This is a genomic window from Morganella morganii (assembly GCF_041099235.1).
Classification (GTDB): Bacteria; Pseudomonadota; Gammaproteobacteria; order Enterobacterales; family Enterobacteriaceae; genus Morganella; species Morganella morganii_E.
Genome location: NZ_JBFZSO010000006.1, coordinates 35,146 through 55,693, shown reverse-complemented (window position 1 = coordinate 55,693; position 20,548 = coordinate 35,146). Strand labels below are relative to the sequence as shown.

At 51.0% G+C, this 20,548-nt stretch carries 16 protein-coding genes; 6 read left to right on the top strand and 10 right to left on the bottom strand.

The window, feature by feature from the left end; all coding sequences use genetic code 11:
* Window positions 1-5: 5 nt before the first annotated feature.
* Window positions 6-2,564 (top strand): fimbria/pilus outer membrane usher protein, encoded by a 2,559-nt coding sequence (locus tag AB7038_RS11465; protein WP_369453341.1) that lies wholly within the window; start codon window positions 6-8, stop codon window positions 2,562-2,564.
* Window positions 2,480-3,715, top strand: coding sequence for a hypothetical protein (locus AB7038_RS11460; RefSeq protein ID WP_369453340.1), 1,236 nt, complete (start codon window positions 2,480-2,482; stop codon window positions 3,713-3,715). Before AB7038_RS11465 ends, AB7038_RS11460 begins: the two co-directional genes overlap by 85 nt.
* A gap of 71 nt (window positions 3,716-3,786) precedes the next feature.
* On the opposite strand, the gene mnmE is transcribed toward AB7038_RS11460, so the two are convergent.
* The 5 genes from mnmE to rpmH all read right to left on the bottom strand — a co-directional run bounded on the left by mnmE (window position 3,787) and on the right by rpmH (window position 7,637).
* On the bottom strand, window positions 3,787-5,151 hold the full coding sequence (gene mnmE, locus AB7038_RS11455; protein WP_024473709.1) for a tRNA uridine-5-carboxymethylaminomethyl(34) synthesis GTPase MnmE: 1,365 nt from the start codon (window positions 5,149-5,151) through the stop codon (window positions 3,787-3,789).
* A 121-nt stretch (window positions 5,152-5,272) separates the two neighbouring features.
* Window positions 5,273-6,895, bottom strand: a complete 1,623-nt coding sequence (yidC, locus tag AB7038_RS11450; protein ID WP_072871612.1) for a membrane protein insertase YidC — start codon at window positions 6,893-6,895, stop codon at window positions 5,273-5,275.
* A 2-nt stretch (window positions 6,896-6,897) separates the two neighbouring features.
* Window positions 6,898-7,155, bottom strand: a complete 258-nt coding sequence (gene yidD, locus AB7038_RS11445) for a membrane protein insertion efficiency factor YidD (protein WP_015422368.1) — start codon at window positions 7,153-7,155, stop codon at window positions 6,898-6,900.
* Window positions 7,119-7,478, bottom strand: coding sequence for a ribonuclease P protein component (gene rnpA, locus AB7038_RS11440; protein ID WP_071592722.1), 360 nt, complete (start codon window positions 7,476-7,478; stop codon window positions 7,119-7,121). Before rnpA ends, yidD begins: the two co-directional genes overlap by 37 nt.
* 18 nt (window positions 7,479-7,496) lie before the next feature.
* On the bottom strand, window positions 7,497-7,637 hold the full coding sequence (rpmH, locus tag AB7038_RS11435; RefSeq protein WP_000831330.1) for a 50S ribosomal protein L34: 141 nt from the start codon (window positions 7,635-7,637) through the stop codon (window positions 7,497-7,499).
* Window positions 7,638-8,389: 752 nt separating this feature from the next.
* On the opposite strand from rpmH, the gene dnaA reads away from it, so the two are divergent.
* Genes dnaA through gyrB form a run of 4 tightly spaced genes read left to right on the top strand, consistent with a single transcriptional unit; the run spans window position 8,390 to window position 14,421 of the window.
* The gene (dnaA, locus tag AB7038_RS11430) at window positions 8,390-9,787 is read left to right on the top strand and encodes a chromosomal replication initiator protein DnaA (protein WP_369453339.1); all 1,398 of its coding nucleotides are present in this window, start codon (window positions 8,390-8,392) and stop codon (window positions 9,785-9,787) included.
* Window positions 9,788-9,791: 4 nt separating this feature from the next.
* Window positions 9,792-10,892 (top strand): DNA polymerase III subunit beta, encoded by a 1,101-nt coding sequence (gene dnaN, locus AB7038_RS11425; protein ID WP_004236713.1) that lies wholly within the window; start codon window positions 9,792-9,794, stop codon window positions 10,890-10,892.
* A 4-nt stretch (window positions 10,893-10,896) separates the two neighbouring features.
* A complete protein-coding gene (gene recF / locus AB7038_RS11420) occupies window positions 10,897-11,979 on the top strand; it encodes a DNA replication/repair protein RecF (RefSeq protein ID WP_369453338.1) in 1,083 nt (360 codons plus the stop codon).
* A gap of 27 nt (window positions 11,980-12,006) precedes the next feature.
* Complete coding sequence (gene gyrB, locus AB7038_RS11415; RefSeq protein WP_368889589.1) at window positions 12,007-14,421, top strand: DNA topoisomerase (ATP-hydrolyzing) subunit B; 2,415 nt, start codon at window positions 12,007-12,009, stop codon at window positions 14,419-14,421.
* A 58-nt stretch (window positions 14,422-14,479) separates the two neighbouring features.
* Here gyrB and AB7038_RS11410 read toward each other — a convergent pair whose 3' ends face one another.
* The 5 genes from AB7038_RS11410 to AB7038_RS11390 form a co-directional block, all read right to left on the bottom strand.
* Window positions 14,480-15,133 (bottom strand): MarC family protein, encoded by a 654-nt coding sequence (locus AB7038_RS11410; protein WP_072871617.1) that lies wholly within the window; start codon window positions 15,131-15,133, stop codon window positions 14,480-14,482.
* The gene (locus tag AB7038_RS11405) at window positions 15,126-16,406 is read right to left on the bottom strand and encodes an APC family permease (protein WP_368889590.1); all 1,281 of its coding nucleotides are present in this window, start codon (window positions 16,404-16,406) and stop codon (window positions 15,126-15,128) included. Before AB7038_RS11405 ends, AB7038_RS11410 begins: the two co-directional genes overlap by 8 nt.
* A gap of 92 nt (window positions 16,407-16,498) precedes the next feature.
* Window positions 16,499-17,428 (bottom strand): glutaminase A, encoded by a 930-nt coding sequence (gene glsA, locus AB7038_RS11400; protein ID WP_337152905.1) that lies wholly within the window; start codon window positions 17,426-17,428, stop codon window positions 16,499-16,501.
* Complete coding sequence (gene gadC / locus AB7038_RS11395) at window positions 17,425-18,906, bottom strand: putative glutamine/gamma-aminobutyrate antiporter GadC (RefSeq protein ID WP_369453337.1); 1,482 nt, start codon at window positions 18,904-18,906, stop codon at window positions 17,425-17,427. The genes glsA and gadC overlap by 4 nt, the downstream gene beginning before the upstream one ends.
* Window positions 18,907-18,973: 67 nt before the next feature.
* A complete protein-coding gene (locus AB7038_RS11390; protein WP_369453336.1) occupies window positions 18,974-20,356 on the bottom strand; it encodes a glutamate decarboxylase in 1,383 nt (460 codons plus the stop codon).
* Window positions 20,357-20,548 lie beyond the last annotated feature (192 nt).

Below are 20,548 nucleotides of genomic sequence, written 5' to 3'. Positions count from 1 at the left end.
TTAAAATGAAGATAATTACAATAAGAAAAATAAAATCAAAGACTATTTTATGTTGTCTGATATCTGTATTTCCGTTTTATGTTTCAGCCGAAACCTATTTTGACCCGGCGTTATTAATGAATGGCACCGGATTAGACAGTTCGATGATCGACCTGAACCAATATGAGCAGGGTAACAGCATTTCTGCCGGTACTTACAACATGGCGGTTTTTATCAATAACCGTTTTCTCGGTGAGCGTGATGTGCGGTTCACTGATGGCCAGGATCAGAAAATTGATCCCGCATTTACTGTCCGTGAATTAAACGAGATGGGTGTCAATACTGACGCCATTCCTGCGTTCAGAAATCTTCCGGCTGATCAGATTATTTCTCCGGTATCTGACTATATTCCCGATGCTTTTGTGACGTTTAACCTGCAAAAATTATCCGTCAATATCTCCGTTCCTCAGATTGCCATGCAATCCTCCGGTTTTGATATTCTGAAATCCGGCGATTTGGATGAAGGTATTACGGCCCTGGTGTTAAACTATTTTATTAACTATTCCAGAACATCTGCGTCAGAAAAAAAATCACTCAGCTCATCTGATAATCAGATGTTTTTCAGCAGTGTGAACGGCGGGGTTAACCTCGGCGCCTGGCGGCTGCGTTCCAATTATGTGTATAACAATGCCCGTAATCAGTCCGGCACGTCTTCATCCTCTGATTTTTCCGGCACACATCTTTACCGGTCAATTATCTCACTGAAATCAACATTGCGGCTCGGTGAGATCAGTACTGCCAGTGATATTTTTGAAAGTATTCCGATGAAAGGTATCACGCTTACATCAAACAATCAGATGCAACCGGATAACCGCCGCGGTTTTGCTCCTGTCGTTACCGGTACAGCAAACAGTAACGCGACCGTCACTGTCCGTCAGAATGGCATGGTTGTCTATCAGACGTTTGTCTCTCCCGGTGAATTCCGGATCGACGATATTCCTTCCGGTAATATGTCGGGTGATATGGAAGTGACGATTGAAGAAGATAACGGGTCAACCCGTGTCTTTACTCAGGCTTATTCGTCACTTCCGACCATGCTCCGCCCCGGTATGTATAATTACGAAGTGAGCGCGGGGGAATATGACGGGCATCTGACAGAAGGCTCCCGGCGCCAGAAATTCATTCTCGGTACATTCAGTTACGGGCTTCCGGAAAACGTCACATTATACGGCGGCACACTGCTGGCCAATGATTACCGTGCTGTTTCCGGCGGTGCCGGCGTTTCTCTGGGTATGGCCGGTGCGGTTTCTGTCGACGGAACCCATTCACGGGCGACTATTGCGGATACCGATTACACTGGTGAATCATACAGAATCCGTTATTCCAAAAGTATGTTATCCACAGGGACTTCGTTTGACCTGACGGCAATGCGCTACAGCACAAAGGATTATTACAGTTTTTCGGATTTCAATAATGCGGGCTATGCACTGAAAGATGATCTCGCCCCGTGGCTCACTGCCAGAGCGCGCTACAGTTTCCATACTTCAATCACCCAATCCCTGAAAGAGTACGGAACAGTCAGCTTCCGTGCGACGAAAAATACATACTGGAATGAGCAAAAATCAAATACCAACCTGGCCGTTTCCTACAATACCAATATTAAAGGGGTGAATTACGACCTGAGCTACAATATTGATCGTATGAAAACCGATAATAATGAATGGCCGGAAAATCGCTGGGTTGCTCTCAATATCAGTGTTCCGTTCAGTCTGTTTACCAATAACACGGTCAGCCGCTCAATGGTGGCCACTTACGGAATGACCCGTAATAACCAAAATGAAACCACTCAGCAACTGGGTATCACCGACAGTGCGTTTGATAATAAACTGTCCTATGGCTTGTATCAGAATCTGAACAGTGCGGGAAACCAATACAATGCCAGCGCCAATGCGTCATACAATAGCGATATCGCTACCGTATCCGGCGGTTACAGCTATTCTCAGGATTCACAGAGCCTCTCGGCAAACCTGTCCGGCGGGCTGGTTGCACACAGTGACGGAATAACATTATCCCGCCAGCTCGGAAATACCATTGCCGTTATCAGTGCCGATGGTGCGGCAACGACGCAACTCAACAGTTATTCGTCATTTGACCGGTTTGGTAATGCCGTCGCAGGCCATCTTAACGGATTCAATGCCAACCATATTAACGTCAATGTCGATACATTGCCTGAAAACGTGACATTCAAAGAAACGTCCATGACGGTATATCCGACAGAAGGTGCCGTCATAAAACGCCGCTTTAATACAAAAATCGGCTATCAGGCATTACTGACAATAACAAAAGACGGGAAATTACCGCCATTCGGCGCAATTGCCCGCCTGAACAACACAGATGATGAGATTAATACCGGCATTATGGGTAATCACCAGCAGTTATACATGAGTGGTTTACCGGACAGTGGCGAGTTATTTATTCAGTGGGGTCAGGATAATCAGCAATGTACCGTGAAATTCAGCGGGATCGGGAAAATAGAGATAACACCGCAATCACCGATCAGAATGCTGAACGTACCTTGTCTGTAATCTTAAAAATAAATTCAGGAGTGATGATGAAATCACATAATTATCTTTTAACAGTACTGACCGGCATTGCATTTTTTTCATCCTCTGCGTCTGCGGCAGATTTTTATATTGCTGAGGGGGTAACCGGAAGTGTGGGCTATCATTCTCAGACAGCATCACCGGGCGGTTTAATAGGGTACCTCGAGAATATCCATAAAACGGGATTCAGCCAGATAAGAAATGACTGTTCCGATTTTTCCACTGTGGGTACAGAACAAAAGGGATTTATTGAACAGGTTCCGGGGCAAAACGGCGTTTACGGATTTAAATTTGCCAAAGCAGGCGGTTCATCGGGTAATGGTTATTTCCTTGGCGCCCCAGATGTCACCTGGAGCTATGGCATACTCAGTGATAACGGAGGACAAACATCCCCTTATAGCCATTCTGTTGTTAACTCAAAAGTAACCGGTTCACTTCCTGATAAAGTCTGGCAAAGAGGTCCCCTCTGCTTTTCAACCTATAGCGGCTGGGCTATGTATGATTATCTGAATGTGAAAATTACAGGTTTTCACCTTTATACCGTTGGTGTACCAGAAGCAGGCCGGTATGTGATGACAAGTGGCTATGCTATGAGTTCTGGTATAAACAGGATAAACATCAATCAGAAAGTTTATAATAATACAGCGGTCGGCTCCGCAACCGGCGGATCAATCTATGTCTTAAAAACCTGTGATATTATTCCGACGACGCCGACAAATATTATTTTTTCGAATCAATTAGCCGGGAGATTTACCGGACCAACCTTACTGGAAAGTTCTCTCGCCGGTATCACATTTAACTGTAATAAGAATGGATCAGGTTATATTTACCTGTCACCGCACAACAGATTAAAAGTGAATACAAAGACGGGTATGGATTTACAGCCCGCCAAAACAAACGCCGTTATCCGGCCGTATATCGTCACGTCACTGAGTACAACGCCACTTGATAATTCAATATGCAATGATAACGCCACAAATGCATTGAAATACAATGAATTAATATCTATCAATAAACGGGTTCAGGCGAATACCGGGGATTCACTCAGTTATTATTTTAATCTTTGCGGCAGGGGGCAAATCCAGGCAGATTCTTATACAGGCAGTATCGATGTCAGGATAGTCGTACAGTAACGACGAACAGGGGCTGGTTCAGGAAATGGCTATTGCAGCGGGGGATCTGATGATCCCCCGCTGCTGTTTTATTACTTACCGATACAGAAGCTGGAGAAAATACGCCCCAGCAGATCATCTGAGGTAAATTCCCCGGTGATTTCGCTCAGTGCCTGCTGGGCGAGGCGCAGTTCTTCTGCCAGTAACTCGCCGGAGCGGGCAACCACTAACTGCTCATGGCCGGAAATCAGATGCTCCGCAGCCGTATTCAGCGCCTGTAAGTGACGGCGGCGGGCGAGGAATCCGCCTTCAGTGTTGCCTTCAAACCCCATAGTGGTTTTCAGGTGATCGCGCAGCAAATCAATGCCGTGACCTTCACGGGCGGAGAGTTTAATCAGCGTATCGCCATTCCGCTCTGTGATGCCGGTGGTTTCCCCGGTGATATCGGTTTTATTGCGGATAATAGTGACCGGAATACCGGCCGGTAAGCGGGACATAAATTCCGGCCAGATTTGTTCCGGGGTCTGTTCATCCACCGTGGTACCGTCCACCATAAACAGGACGCGATCTGCCTGTGCAATTTCCTGCCAGGCGCGTTCAATACCGATCCGCTCCACTTCATCCCCGGCTTCGCGCAGCCCGGCGGTATCAATGATATGCAGCGGCATACCATCGATATGAATATGTTCGCGCAGCACATCACGGGTGGTTCCGGCAATATCGGTGACAATCGCGGCTTCGCGGCCGGCCAGCGCATTCAGCAGACTGGATTTTCCGGCATTCGGACGACCGGCAATCACCACTTTCATCCCTTCACGCAGCAGGCTGCCCTGACGCGCCTGAGAACGAACCCGTTCCAGATCAGCAATCACGGTATCGAGTTTAGCTTCAATCACGCCATCCGAGAGAAAATCAATTTCTTCATCCGGGAAGTCGATTGCTGCTTCCACATAAATCCGCAGGTTAGTGAGCGCTTCCACCATCTGATGCACTTCGCCGGAGAAAGCACCCTGTAATGAATTCATCGCAGAACGGGCCGCCTGCTCCGAACTGGCATCAATCAGGTCAGCAATAGCTTCGGCCTGTGCCAGATCCAGTTTGTCATTGAGGAATGCACGTTCTGAAAACTCACCGGGATTGGCGATACGGATATTATCGATAAGCAGAATACGTTTTAACAATAAATCGAGGATAACCGGCCCGCCGTGTCCCTGGAGTTCCAGCACATCCTCACCGGTAAAGGAGTTCGGGCCGGGGAAGAAAATCGCAATCCCCTGATCCAGCACTTTGCCGGTTTCATCACGGAAAGGCAGATAATCGGCATAACGCGCTTTCGGGAGTTTCCCCAGTACAATCTGAGCCACCTGTGCCGCCTGCGGGCCGGACACACGCAAAATACCGACTCCGCCGCGTCCCGGCGGGGTTGCCTGTGCCACAATGGTATCGGTGCTCTGAATTTCAGCGTTATTCATGACCATGTCTCTCTTTCTCACCGTGTGATAAACAATAAAGGCGGTCAATATGACCGCCTTTAAATAATACTATAAGACCGGCAGAGATTCCCCGCCGGTCACGGGCTTATTTTTTGTCGCGGCTGTGAAGACCGCGTTTTTCCAGGCCGCGATAGATAATCTGCTGCTGGAGGATAGTCACCAGGTTACTGACGATATAGTACAGAACCAGACCTGACGGGAACCACAGGAAGAAGACTGTGAAGATCACCGGCATAAAGGTGAAAATCTTCTGCTGTAACGGGTCGGTGACCGCTGTCGGAGACAGTTTCTGGATCACGAACATCGTTGCACCCATCAGAATCGGCAGGATGTAGTACGGATCCTGTGCGGATAAGTCATGGATCCAGCCGATAAACGGCGCGTGACGCAGTTCCACCGAGCCCATCAGCATGTAATACAGTGCCAGGAAGATAGGCATCTGGATAATCAGCGGTAAGCAGCCACCCAGCGGGTTCACTTTCTCTTCTTTGTACAGCGCCATCATTTCCTGACTCATGCGCTGTTTGTCATCACCGATGCGCTCACGCATTGCTTTCAGCTTCGGCTGAAGCATACGCATTTTCGCCATAGAGGTGTATTGCGCACGGGTCAGCGGATACATGATACCGCGGACGATAAAGGTGATAACGATGATGGAGAAGCCCCAGTTACCAATGAAGCTGTGGATAAACTTCAGTAACTTGAACAGCGGCTGAGAAATGAACCATAACCAGCCGTAATCAACGGTTAAGTCCAGATGTGGTGCCACGGCTTCCATTTCGTTCTGCAGTTCCGGTCCGACCCACAGTGTTGCGTTATATTTCGCTTCGCTGTTTGCCCCGATACGGATTGCATCACTCTTATAGCCGATAAATGCATCGCCGGTTTTGGCACTGTACAGTGTATAGAAGTTGTTGGTGGTGCCTTTCTCAGGAACCCACGCTGTCGCAAAATACTGCTGTAACATCGCCACCCAGCCAACATTGCTGTTGATGTTAAGTGGTTTATCTTCGATATCACTGAAGCTGTATTTTTTGTAGTTAGTGTCTTCAGACGAGTATGCCGCACCACGGTAGGTATGCAGCGCAAAGTTGCTGCTGCCGTTGTTAAGACGTTCCGGTAAATTCACAGATTGTTTTAACTGACCGAAAAACGCCATTTCCAGCGGAGCTGAGGTGTCGTTTTTGATGGTGTAATCAACACTGATGGCATAATCTTTGCGCTTCAGGGTATAGGTTTTCACATAAGTGACACCATCCAGAACGAAAGTCAGAGGAACACGGAGTTCATCCTGGCCTTTCGCCAGCACAAATGTATCGCTTTCAGTGGTATACAGCGGGCGATCTTTGTAATTATTCGGGTTATCCGGACCATTCACACCGGTTAAACCACTGATTGCCTGGTAGGCAAATTCAGGAGTTGTTTCCAGTAAGCGGAACGGATCTGCGGATTTTAAGGTTGCCGGGTAAGCCAAAAGGTCAGCTTCATCAATATCACCGCCGCGCAGATTGATGTTCAGTGACAGCACATCTGTTTTGACCGTAATATATTTGTTCTGCCCGCTGCTTTCACCACTTGGCGTTGTCGTCTGCTGCGTTGCCTGAGTAGCCGCGTTAAGTGCTTGTGTCTTATCACTTTCCCACGTCTGCCATGCAAAGAAGGATACGAGTAGCAAAGCGATGAATAGAAGATTACGTTGCGAATCCATCGTTAATGTTCTCTGTTATCATCATTTTTAGGTGGGACAGGATCATCACCACCTTCGTGTAAAGGGTGGCATTTTAATACGCGTTTCACCGTTAACCAACCGCCTTTTATCATACCAAACCTGCGCAATGCCTCAATTCCGTATTGCGAGCATGTTGGTGTGAAGCGGCAACGTGGTCCCAGCAGCGGACTTATCACCAGCTGGTAACCTCTGATTAACAGGATCAGGAAGCGTGCGCCAAGCGACTGTGACGACGCCATAACTTACCCAATGCTTCCGTAATCTCGCGATTACTCAACTCCGATACCCCTTTTCTTACCAGAAGCACGAAATCCATATCGGGCAACTCATGTTGGTGCAGACGAAAGTATTCACGCGCTAACCGTTTGATGCGGTTGCGCTCATGAGCCCGTTTAACGTTTTTTTTAGCGACGGTAAGACCAATGCGGGGATGTTCCAGCTCATTACGGCGTCCCAGAAGTGTTATTTCAGGAGTACTTGCCCGTTGTGGTTGCCGGAAAACAAAGTTGAAATGCTCGGGAGTTAACAAACGTAACTCCCTCGGAAAAGCGAGCTTAACCACGTCAGATGGTTAGCTTTATTACTTAGAAACGGTCAGACGAGCGCGGCCTTTAGCACGACGGCGAGCCAGAACCTGACGACCATTTTTAGTGGCCATACGAGCGCGGAAACCATGGGAACGGTTACGCTTCAGTACGGACGGTTGAAAAGTGCGTTTCATAGCGGTTTCTACCTAAACTTTAAATTATTACTGATTCAGTAAACGCATCGGCAAACAGTAAATTCAGCGGCGGATTCTCATCTTTCTGCTGAAAGGGCCATCACGGAAAGTGGCTGACCTCTGTGCCTTATCGCAACATCAATATGGAAAGATGCGAGATTGTAATAAAATCCGGGCCTGTCCGTCAATCAAAGATGGCGCGATAACACAGATTTCTGCACATAATTGCATTTACCCATAACCTGCCTGCACACATCACCGTATCAAGACACAGATAACGCGCACAGGGTGCAAGATTATACGGACTCCCCGGCAAAGCGCAAGGATCGATCCGCGATCCGTGAATATTCGATCACGCGCCGGATCCTGAATGCGGTTTTTCAGCCTGAGGATAATTCACCAAAACTTATCCCCAAACGGGATCTTCCCGCTGTATTCTCCTGCCCGGATTCGTTATACTCCGGCCTGAATCCCGCTCCGGACGGGCTGACAGCCCCTGTGGATAAAAACCCGGAAAACTGTGTAAAAGGATGAGGATCTTGTCCCGCTTTTGCGATATGATCCGTCGTCACGATCATTTTCACCCGTGCGGTGATCGCCGGTGCAGGGAATGATCGTCCATAACACAGCCCCACTTTTGTACACTGAAGTGTCCGTTGAAACATGCAGAGGACAATTCGTCTGTATGTGCTGTGTCTGCGTGAAAAATCTTATTCTGTTTCTTTGACTGGTCTTGTTTAGGGGAGTTCACCGTGTCTCTTTCGCTTTGGCAGCAATGTCTTGCCCGTTTGCAGGATGAATTACCTGCCACAGAATTCAGTATGTGGATACGCCCCCTTCAGGCTGAGCTGAGTGATGACACTCTGGCGCTCTATGCCCCAAACCGGTTTGTGCTCGACTGGGTACGGGAAAAGTACATTAATAACATTAATGCGCTCCTGTCCGATTTCTGCGGCAACGACATTCCGCAACTGCGCTTTGAGGTCGGTAATAAACCGGCCGGCGCTGTCAGCACACCGGAAAGAAGTATTCCCCCGTCACGGACGATGAAACAGCCGCATTCGCGGGAAAAAGCCCCCGCACTGCGCCCGAGCTGGCATGATAACAGCGCGGAGCCGGATGTGGCTTACCGTTCCAACGTTAACCCGAAGCACACCTTTGACAGCTTTGTGGAAGGTAAATCGAACCAGCTGGCGCGCGCAGCCGCCCGTCAGGTGGCAGATAACCCGGGTGGCGCATACAACCCGCTGTTCTTATACGGCGGAACCGGTCTGGGTAAGACCCACTTATTACATGCCGTCGGCAACAGCATTATGGAAAGCAAAGCCAACGCCAAAGTGGTCTATATGCACTCAGAACGTTTTGTGCAGGATATGGTCAAAGCCTTACAGAACAACGCGATTGAAGAGTTCAAACGTTACTACCGTTCTGTCGATGCCTTACTGATAGATGATATTCAGTTCTTTGCTAACAAAGAGCGTTCTCAGGAAGAATTTTTTCATACCTTCAATGCCTTACTCGAAGGTAATCAGCAGATAATCCTGACCTCCGACCGCTACCCGAAAGAAATTAACGGGGTGGAAGATCGCCTGAAATCGCGGTTCGGCTGGGGATTAACCGTTGCCATTGAACCGCCGGAACTGGAAACGCGGGTCGCCATCCTGATGAAAAAAGCCGATGAAAACAACATCCGCCTGCCGGATGAAGTGGCTTTCTTTATTGCGAAACGTCTGCGCTCCAATGTCCGTGAACTGGAAGGTGCACTGAACCGGGTGATTGCCAACGCCAACTTTACCGGGCGGGCGATTACCATCGATTTTGTGCGTGAAGCACTGCGGGATCTGTTAGCACTGCAGGAGAAACTGGTCACCATCGATAATATTCAGAAAACTGTTGCTGAGTATTATAAAATTAAAGTGGCTGATCTGCTCTCCAAACGCCGTTCGCGCTCTGTCGCCCGGCCGCGCCAGATGGCGATGGCACTGGCAAAAGAGCTGACAAACCACAGTTTGCCAGAAATCGGGGATGCTTTTGGCGGCCGTGACCACACGACCGTTCTGCACGCCTGCCGTAAGATCGAGCAGCTGCGTGAGGAAAGCCACGACATCAAAGAAGATTTTTCTAACTTAATCCGGACATTATCATCATAGCGCTATGAAATTTATCATTGAACGTGAGCAATTGTTAAAACCCTTACAACAGGTCAGCAGTCCGTTGGGCGGTCGCCCGACCCTACCGATTCTGGGTAACTTACTGCTGAAAGTCTCTGATGGCGTACTGCATCTCACAGGGACAGACCTTGAGATGGAAATGATGGCCGCCGTTCCGCTGGATCAGCCGCATGAAAACGGCGAAACCACGGTACCGGCCCGGAAGTTCCTGGATATCTGGCGGGGTCTGCCGGACGGCGCACAAATCAGTGTTGAGCTTGACGGTGATCGTCTTCTGGTCCGCTCCGGGCGCAGCCGCTTCTCGCTGTCCACTTTACCGGCCTCGGATTTCCCGAATCTGGATGACTGGCAGAGTGATGTCACTTTCTCCCTGCCGCAGGCAACATTAAAACGCCTGATTGAATCCACCCAGTTCTCCATGGCACATCAGGATGTCCGCTACTACTTAAATGGCATGCTGTTTGAAACCAGCGGCTCCGTGCTGCGTACTGTCGCCACAGACGGGCACCGCCTGGCGGTCTGCTCGCTGGATATCGGACAGGAACTGCCGGACCATTCGGTGATCGTGCCGCGTAAAGGGGTTATCGAACTGATGCGCCTGCTTGACGGCGGTGATGCCCTGCTGAAACTGGAAATAGGCAGTAACAATATCCGCGCCCATGTCGGCGGGTTCATTTTCACCTCCAAACTGGTGGATGGCCGCTTCCCGGACTACCGCCGTGTCCTGCCGAAAAACCCGGACAAAACGCTGACGGCAAATTGTGATATGCTGAAGCAGGCTTTTTCCCGTGCGGCGATTTTATCGAACGAGAAATTCCGCGGCGTGCGGATTTACCTGAGCAACAATCAGCTCAGAATTACCGCCAATAACCCGGAGCAGGAAGAAGCCGAAGAAATCGTGGATGTCACCTATGACGGAACGGACATGGAAATCGGGTTCAACGTCAGCTATGTCCTTGATGTTCTTAACACACTGAAATGCGAAGATGTCTCTGTGAAACTGACCGATGCCACCTCCAGCGTGCAGATTGAAGATGACGCCAGTGATGCAGCCGCTTACGTTGTGATGCCGATGCGCCTGTAACACGATGATCCTCTCGCGTTTACTTATCCGTGATTTTCGCAATATCGAAAATGCGGATTTACCGCTGGCCACCGGGTTTAACTTTCTGGTCGGCCCGAACGGCAGCGGTAAAACCAGTGTTCTGGAAGCCATTTACACACTCGGCCACGGCCGGGCATTCCGCTCAGTACAGGCGGGGCGTGTTATCCGCCATGATAACGATGAATTTATCCTGCACGGCAAACTCGGGCAGGAACAGACAGACCGGGCCACCAGCGTCGGCCTGAGTAAAAACCGCCAGGGTGACAGCAAGGTCCGTATTGACGGTACCGACGGCCATAAAATTGCCGAGCTGGCAAAATTACTGCCGATGCAGCTTATCACCCCGGAAGGCTTTACCCTGCTCAACGGCGGGCCGAAATTCCGCCGGGCTTATATTGACTGGGGCTGTTTCCACAATGAGCCGCAATTTTTTGCGCTGTGGAGTGATTTAAAACGTCTGGTGAAACAGCGCAATGCCGCCCTCCGCCAGGTATCGAATTACGGTCAGATCCGCCACTGGGATCAGCAGCTGATTCCGGTTGCTGAACAGGTCAGTCAGTGGCGGGAGAATTATGTGACAGCGATTGCTCCGGATATTGAGCAGACCTGTCAGCAGTTTTTACCTGAATTTTCGCTGAGTGTCTCTTTCCAGCGCGGATGGGATAAAGAGACCGATTATTCAGAGCTTCTGCAGCGCCAGTTTGAACGGGACCGCGCACTGACCTACACCGCCTCCGGCCCGCATAAAGCGGATTTACGGATCAGGGCGGACGGGGTGCCGGTGGAAGATTTACTTTCACGTGGTCAGTTAAAACTGCTGATGTGCGCGCTGCGGTTAGCACAGGGTGAATATTTCACCCGTCAGAGCGGGCAGCAATGCCTGTATCTGCTTGATGATTTTGCCTCCGAACTGGATGCCGGGCGCCGTCTTTTACTGGCTCACCGGCTGAAAGCCACACAGGCACAGGTTTTTGTCAGTGCCATCACCCCTGAACAGGTCAGTGATATGGCGGATGAAAACAGTCGCCTCTTTGTCGTGGAAAAAGGTAAAATACAGGTTCAATAATCAGGATTAGATGAGCGGGAAACGTTGATGTCGAATACCTATGACTCCTCAAGTATCAAAGTATTAAAAGGGCTGGACGCGGTGCGTAAACGCCCGGGAATGTACATTGGTGATACCGATGACGGAACCGGTTTACACCACATGGTCTTCGAGGTTGTTGACAACGCTATCGACGAAGCCCTCGCCGGTTACTGTAAAGACATCATTGTGACCATTCACAATGATAATTCAGTCTCCGTACAGGATGACGGCCGCGGGATCCCGACCGGGATCCATGAAGAAGAAGGCGTCTCCGCCGCAGAAGTTATCATGACTGTTCTGCACGCCGGCGGGAAGTTCGATGATAACTCCTATAAAGTCTCAGGCGGCCTGCACGGCGTCGGGGTCTCTGTTGTTAACGCCCTGTCTGAAAAACTGGAACTGGTTATCCGCCGTGACGGCAAAGTTCACGAGCAGATCTACCGCCACGGTGAACCGCAGGATCGTCTGACTGTTGTCGGCGAAACTGACAAAACCGGGACGCGCGTGCGTTTCTGGCCGAGCATGGACACCTTCAAAGGCGAGACTGAATTCCAGTACGACATTCTGGCAAAACGCCTGCGCGAACTCTCCTTCCTGAACTCCGGTGTATCGATCCGTCTGATCGATAAACGCGACGGCAAAGAAGATCACTTCCACTATGAAGGCGGTATCAAAGCATTCGTGGAATATTTAAGCCGCGCCAAAACCTCGATTCATAACAACGTTTTCTATTTCTCCACCGAGAAAGACGATATCGGCGTGGAAGTCTCCATGCAGTGGAATGACTCCTTCCAGGAAAACGTATACTGCTTCACCAACAACATTCCGCAGCGCGACGGCGGTACACACCTCGCCGGTTTCCGTGCTGCAATGACCCGTACACTCAACAGCTATATTGAGAAAGAAGGGCTGAATAAAAAATCCAAAGTCAGCACCACCGGGGATGATGCCCGTGAAGGGCTGGTGGCGGTTATTTCCGTCAAAGTGCCGGATCCGAAATTCTCCTCTCAGACCAAAGACAAGCTGGTCTCTTCCGAAGTGAAAACTGCGGTTGAAACCCTGATGAACGAAAAACTGTCTGAATATCTGGATGAGAACCCGAACGACACCAAAATCATTGTCGGTAAAATTATTGATGCCGCACGTGCCCGTGAAGCAGCACGCCGTGCCCGTGAAATGACCCGCCGTAAAGGCGCACTGGATTTAGCCGGTCTGCCGGGTAAACTGGCGGACTGCCAGGAACGCGACCCTGCATTCTCCGAACTGTACTTAGTGGAAGGAGACTCTGCGGGCGGCTCTGCAAAACAGGGGCGTAACCGTAAGAACCAGGCAATCTTACCGCTGAAAGGTAAAATTCTGAACGTTGAGAAGGCGCGTTTTGATAAAATGCTGGCTTCTCAGGAAGTTGCCACCCTGATCACCGCACTCGGCTGCGGTATCGGCCGCGACGAATACAACCCGGACAAACTGCGCTATCACAGCATCATCATCATGACCGATGCCGACGTCGATGGTTCACACATCCGTACCCTGTTACTGACCTTCTTCTACCGTCAGATGCCGGAAATCATTGAGCGCGGTTATGTGTATATCGCACAGCCACCGCTGTATAAAGTGAAAAAAGGCAAGCAGGAACAGTATATTAAAGATGACGAAGCGATGGAGCAGTATCAGGTCTCTATTGCGCTGGATGGCGCGGCACTGTATGTAAACGAAAATGCAGCGCCGATTCAGGGCGAACATCTGGAAAAACTGCTGCACGAATACAACGGCGCACACAAAATTATCCGCCGCCTGGAGCGTCTCTATCCGCTGGCACTGTTAAACAGCCTGGTCTACCAGCCGAAACTGGAAGAATCCGCGCTGCTGAACAAAACCGAGGTGGAAGCCTGGGCACAGAGCCTGACAGAACGCCTGACCCGTCATGAAGAACACGGCAGCACCTACAGCTACCGCATTGCGGAAAACAAAGAGCGTCAGCTGTTTGAGCCGGTACTGACTATCCGTACGCACGGTGTTGATACTGACTACAATCTGGATTTCGATTTTGTTCACGGCAGCGAATATGCCCGCATCTCTAAACTGGGTGAGCTTATCCGTGGTCTGATTGAAGAAGGTGCTTATGTTGTCCGCGGTGAGCGCCGTCAGAACGTCAGCAACTTCGAACAGGCTCTTGACTGGCTGATGAAAGAATCACGCCGTGGTCTGGCTGTACAGCGCTATAAAGGGCTGGGTGAAATGAACCCGGAACAGCTGTGGGAAACCACCATGAACCCGGAAACCCGCCGTATGTTGCAGGTTACGGTGAAAGATGCGATTGCAACGGATCAGTTATTCACCACTCTGATGGGTGATGATGTTGAACCGCGCCGTGCCTTTATCGAAGAGAACGCCCTGAAAGCGGCAAATATCGACGTATAATTTTTTCCTCTCTCTTAGACCCCATAAAGCCCGGTTTTCCGGGCTTTATTTTTTTAATTCATCCAGCAAGATGCTTCAGATTTGTGGTAATAATACCGACCATTCCCGAGACCAGTAACTGAATCGCCAGCGTGACCAGAATGATGCCGGAGATCCGCGCCAGGGTGTCCATCACCCCGGGGGATAAACGCCCGTGCAGCGGCCCGGTTGCCAGAAAAGTCAGCGCAATGGTCGGCAGCATCAGCAGGATCACAACAGAAAGCTGTATCAGCCCGGACAGGGAATCACTGTGTCCGGCCAGCGAAATTCCGACCGCTATCGTGCCGCCACCCATCGACAGCGGGAAAAGCAGCGGTACCATTGCCAGCCGCATAATATCTTTCGGCGGCGTCACACTGACCGGAATATCACTGTGCTCCTCTTTGACCCCGCGGATAAGCATCGGCCATCCCTGTGCCAGCAGTGCAATGCCACCGGTGACGGTCAGCGCATCCGCACTCAGCCCGAGAGCCGTCAGCAGCCAGTTCCCCAGCCAGATAACCACCAGCATGACCAGTGTGTATCCCGCCGCAATCTTCCAGGCGATTTGCCACAATATGTTCCGGTCAATCCGGCCAAGGATAATCGTGGCGGCAGTGATGGTTGCCGGAGGGCTGAACAGCGACACAAAAGTCACATAATTAAGAAGAATGTTATCCAGCCATTCATTCATCTTTCCGGCTCCGTTTCCGCAGATAACCCGCAGCCAGACAGAGAATAAGCGCCGCGGCAATCACACTGACAGAAATAAACCCTCCGCTCAGCAACGTCACCACAAAACCGGCCAATACCGCGGTAACGAGGACAATCCCGGTACCGGTAATAATTTTTGATGCCCGGATAACCGCGCTCTGACGCCACGCCACCACCAGCACCATCAGATAGCACAGGAGGAACGTAAAACTGGCGACATTTGCCAGATCACTGAGATTCAGGAACAGCGCCAGCAGCAGTGTCAGCAGAATAAGCAGAATATTCACCAGCGTACCCTGCCGGAATACCGTTTTTCCCCAGGCATCCGGCAGAATACCGGTGCTGCACATTCTGTCGGTGATATTAAAGGCGGAAAACAGGGTGGCATTAATGGCGGATGTTGTCGCCAGCAGCGCGGCGGCGGCCACAATCACAAAACCAGTTTTTCCCCATACGGGATAAGCCACCTGAGCCACAGCGGTATCGGCATAACGCACCAGTTGAGACGGCGAGAGATTGCCGAGTAATACCAGCGCCAGGCTGATATACAGCGCAATCGTGAATAAAATGGCGATCATAAATGCCCTCGGCATCACCCGGCCGGGGTCTGCCACTTTATCTGAGGCATTTGCCATCATGCCGAACCCGGCATAGGCGAAAAACGTCAGCCCGACGGCGGAAAAAAGGGTATCACCGGAAAACGTGCTGATATTCAGCAGTGTTGTATCCACGGTAAATACACCCGTTGCTACCAGGGCGATAATAATCACCAGTTTGGTGCCCACCAGAAGGACTTCAACTTTGCCGACAGCGTGGCTGCCGGTGATATTCATCAGACCGACCGCGATAATAATAAACGCGGTATACACTTCCGGTAATAAGGCCGATTCATTTCCCTGATGAAAAAGCTGAACAGCATAGGCTCCGAACGCCCTTGCCACCATCGCCACTGTCAGGATCAGCGTGACAAGATACAGAAAGGATAAGGCAATCGTCAGCACTGCGGGAAATGACAACCGGAAGAAATCAATAATGCCGCCCGGTGAGGGATAGCAGGCGGACAGCCGGGCATAGGCATAACCGGCAAATAACGCAACCAGACCGCCGCAGGCAAAGGCAATCCATGTTGCAGACTGCATAATCAGCGCCGTCTGCCCCAGCAGGGCAAAAATCCCGGCACCGACCATCGCGCCAATCCCCAGCGCAATAACCTGTAACAATGTTAACGGCTTTTCTGATGACACTGGCTTCATAACCCGCTCCTGAAATAAAACATATGCTGCCGCTGGTGTTTATCTATATCCGATAACGCCCGGAAATCCGGGCGTTATCGTTATCAGCGGGATCACCGGTAAAGGTTATATCCCAGTGCAGCGGCAACCGAAGCCACCATTTTCTGGCCTCTGACGCTGTTTCCATCATCATCCAGCGGCGGTGAAAATGCCGCGATACCCATTACACCCGGTACCACTGCGAGGATCCCCCCGCCGACCCCGCTTTTACCCGGTAACCCGACCGTGTATGCCCAGTCACCGGAGCGGCCATACAGCCCTTCCATAGTCATTTCTGCCAGGATAAACGGGGTATGAGCCGGGTTCAGCACCTGCTCACCGGTTACCGGGTTTTTGCCGTGTCCGGCCAGTGTCGCCCCCATTGTGGCCAGCTCTTTGGTGGTCAGCAGTGTGGAACACTGGCGGGTATACACATCACAGGCCTCCATCGGATCACAATAGAGATTCTGAGCCGAATACAGCAACCAGGATATGCCCCGGTTATGGAAATTGGTGGTCTGCTCCGACTGATTCAGTTCGTCTGACAGTGCGATATTCTCCGACCCGAGACGGCGTTGCATGGTCAGAATGCGCTGCCAGCGTTCATCGGCGGATTTTGCGGTGACCGCACTGACGGTCGCGATCGCACCGGCATTCACCAGCGGCGACAACGGCTTGTCGTTATGCAGTTCCAGCGCCATCACGGAGTTAAACGGCAGCCCGGTCGGATCGGCACCAATCTGATCCTGAACCGCCTGCGGGCCGATATCCTCCAGCGCCAGTGCCAGCGTGCAGACTTTGGAAATTGACTCGATAGCAAACCGGTAATCGGCATCACCACTGCTGATCACATCCCCCTGCACAGTGACTACCGCAACTGCCGCCAGGTCAGACGGAATATTGGCCAGGAACGGAATATAATCCGCATTCGCGCCGCCCGGCGCCTGATGAAACTGCTGCCAGGCATTGGTCACTGCCTGTTTGATAGCGGTTAAATCCGTCATGATGCTTTTCCTTTGTTTTCCCATGTAAACGGTGCGAAATCACTGTCCGGATCACGCCAGCCGGGTTTACGGATCTGATAAACAACAAACGGAAGAAGAACGAACAGAACGGTCAGTCCGATCAGCGCCCCCACATACACTTCCGGGCTGCCGACCGCAATCTGTGCCGGCGGGATAAAACTGAACAGAAACGCGGTTAATGAACCAAGCAACCCCATACCACCGAGGATAATCATCCCTGCATTACCACCGGGGATCCGGTACGGACGGGCACGCTGCGGCTGACTGAAGCGCAGGTAAATCGCAGCGCTGAACATCAGCATATACATAACCAGATAGAGAATAACCGTCAGCTGACTGAGGATCTGATAAGCCGCCTGCACGGACGGCAGCACCACAAACAGCACCGCCAGCAGAGAGACCAGCACAGCCTGTACCAGCAGGATATGTGTTGCCATCCCGTTCTTGTTGGTATGCTGGAACCAGTGCGGCAGATAGCCCGCTTTCGCCACTTCCAGAAGACCGGAAGACGGCCCGGCAACCCAGGTCACCACACTTGCCAGCACACCAATAGCCAGCATGACGGCGACAATCGGTCCCATCCACGGAATATGTGCCCATTTGAACATGTCATCGTAAGCCACCAGCAGACTCTGGGTCAGGCTGATATCGGACTGAGGAATGATAAAGGCGATCGCCAGTGTGCCCAGCACAAAGATAGCCACCGTACCCGCCGCCGCCAGAATAATGGCTTTCGGGTAGTTTTTTGTCGGGTTATCAATGTCCTTCACGTGAATGGCGTTCATTTCCATACCTGCATAAAACAGGAAAATACTGGCCGCCAGCACAATGTTATCGAAGTTTGAGAAATCCGGCAGAACCTGATCCCACGCCAGGTCAATCTGCGGTGTCTGGCCGCTGAACAGGTAGGAGAAACCGAGCACAATCAGAATGATCGCCGGAACAATCGTCCCGATAATCCCGCCCCATTTTGATACCCGGGCAAATGCGCCGACCCCTTTAAAGGCAATAAACGTCGCCAGCCAGTAGATAAACAGCACAACACCGAGCACAAAGAATTTATTGGCCGCCAGCGCTTCATCAAATGCCTGATGCGGATTGATAAAGGCGAGTGATACCGCCCCGAATGTCAGCCCGGTCGGGAACCAGACCGTCACCTCAATCCACAGCATCGCCATTGCCAGAAACGCCAGACGCGGCCCGAACGCCTCGCCGACCCAGCGGAACACCCCGCCTTTCTCCGACCAGCCGGTAGCCAGTTCAGCTGCAACCAGTGATACGGGGATCAGAAAGAACACCGCTGCAAACAGATAATAGAAAATCGCACTGAGACCGTATTCCGCTTCGGCAGGCAAACCGCGCAGGCTCACCACCGCCACAATATTCATGACGATAAGTGTGCCGACAGTCAGTTTCGCTGCACCGGAAGACGGTTTTTTGGTTGAAGTATCAGTCATAAAAGCACCCCGGAGGATAATGAGTGAGAGCCTCCGGCTGCGGATACCAGCCGGAGGTCGTTGTTAATTAACCGTGATGGAAGGTTGCTTTAGCCGTGGAATTCACCACCGGATTTTGCCTGAAGTGATCGATAGCCCGCTTGATATCATCCAGCAGCAGTGCGGCCAGATCACGGCTGACACCGTGGCGGATCATAATGCGCTGAACAACGGTTTTTTCTCTGTCCGCCGGGAGCGGATAAGAGGCTATCAGCCAGCCGCGTGTGCGGATGCGGTCGGAAAGGTCATACAGATTAAACTGTGTCACGCCCGGTTTCAGCTTGTAAGCTACTGCCGGCAGTGCGCCGCGGCCGTCATACACCAGGTCGAAAATCCCCAGCTTGTTCAGTTCATCCGCAAGCCATTGCGCAGTATCTGCACACGCCTGCTGAATTTTGGTATAACCGGCGCGTCCCAGACGCAGGAAGTTATAATACTGTGCAATGATTTGCCCGCCGGGACGGGAAAAATTCAGTGCAAATGTCGGCATATTGCCGCCGAGATAATCGACATTGAAAACCAGCTCTTCCGGCAGATCTTCTTTGCTGCGCCAGACCACCCAGCCGACACCCAGCGGTGACAGGCCGTATTTGTGTCCGGAGCTGTTAATGGATTTCACCCGTTCAATCCGGAAATCCCACACCAGTTCCGGCTGGATAAACGGCGCGATAAACCCGCCGCTGGCCCCGTCAACATGCAGCGGAATATCAAGACCGGTATCCCGTTGTATTGCATCCAGTTCTTTTGCCAGTTCCGCCACCGGCTCATAAATCCCGGTAAACGTGACCCCCAGTGTCGCCACCACGCCGATAGTATTTTCATCACAATATTTGCGCAGATCAGATGGCTGCATACCGAGAGCATCGCCTTCCAGCGGGATCTGCCGCAGTTCCACATCAAAATAACGGGCAAACTTTTCCCAGCATACCTGTACTGGGCCGGTTACCAGGTTCGGCTTACCGGTCTCTTTCCCCTGTTTTTCGCGGTTTTTACGCCAGCGCCATTTCATTGCCAGCCCGCCGAGCATCGCCGCCTCACTGGAGCCGGTGGTAGAGCAGCCGATAGTTTCCTGTGCCTGCGGGGAATTCCACAGGTCGGCAATAATATGCACACAGCGGCTTTCAATTTCAGCGGTTTGCGGATATTCGTCTTTGTCGATCATGTTTTTATCGACACTGTCCGTCATCAGCTGTTTGACTTCATCCTCAATCCAGGTTGTACAAAATGTCGCCAGGTTCTGACGGGAATTACCATCCAGCAATAATTCGTCACGGACCACACTGTAAATAATCCGCGGGTCACTGCTGTCGTCCGGCATTTTGTATTTCGGGAGTTTTGCATCCGAGTCCGTTGATGCATAAATATCAATAAATTCTGAACTATTTTTACCTTTCACTGCATGAAGAGACATAAAACCTCCTTCTCAGATCACTTATTGATAGTTAAAATTAATTAACGCTGCTTTCACTCTGAACACGGGAAATTACGGAAAAATAGGGTATACCCTGCTGAAAAATGTACATTCAGTGAAGCAACATACGTATATTAGCTTATGAAATGCGCAACTTTCAAATCCGTAAAACAGGTTAATAATTACGTTTTC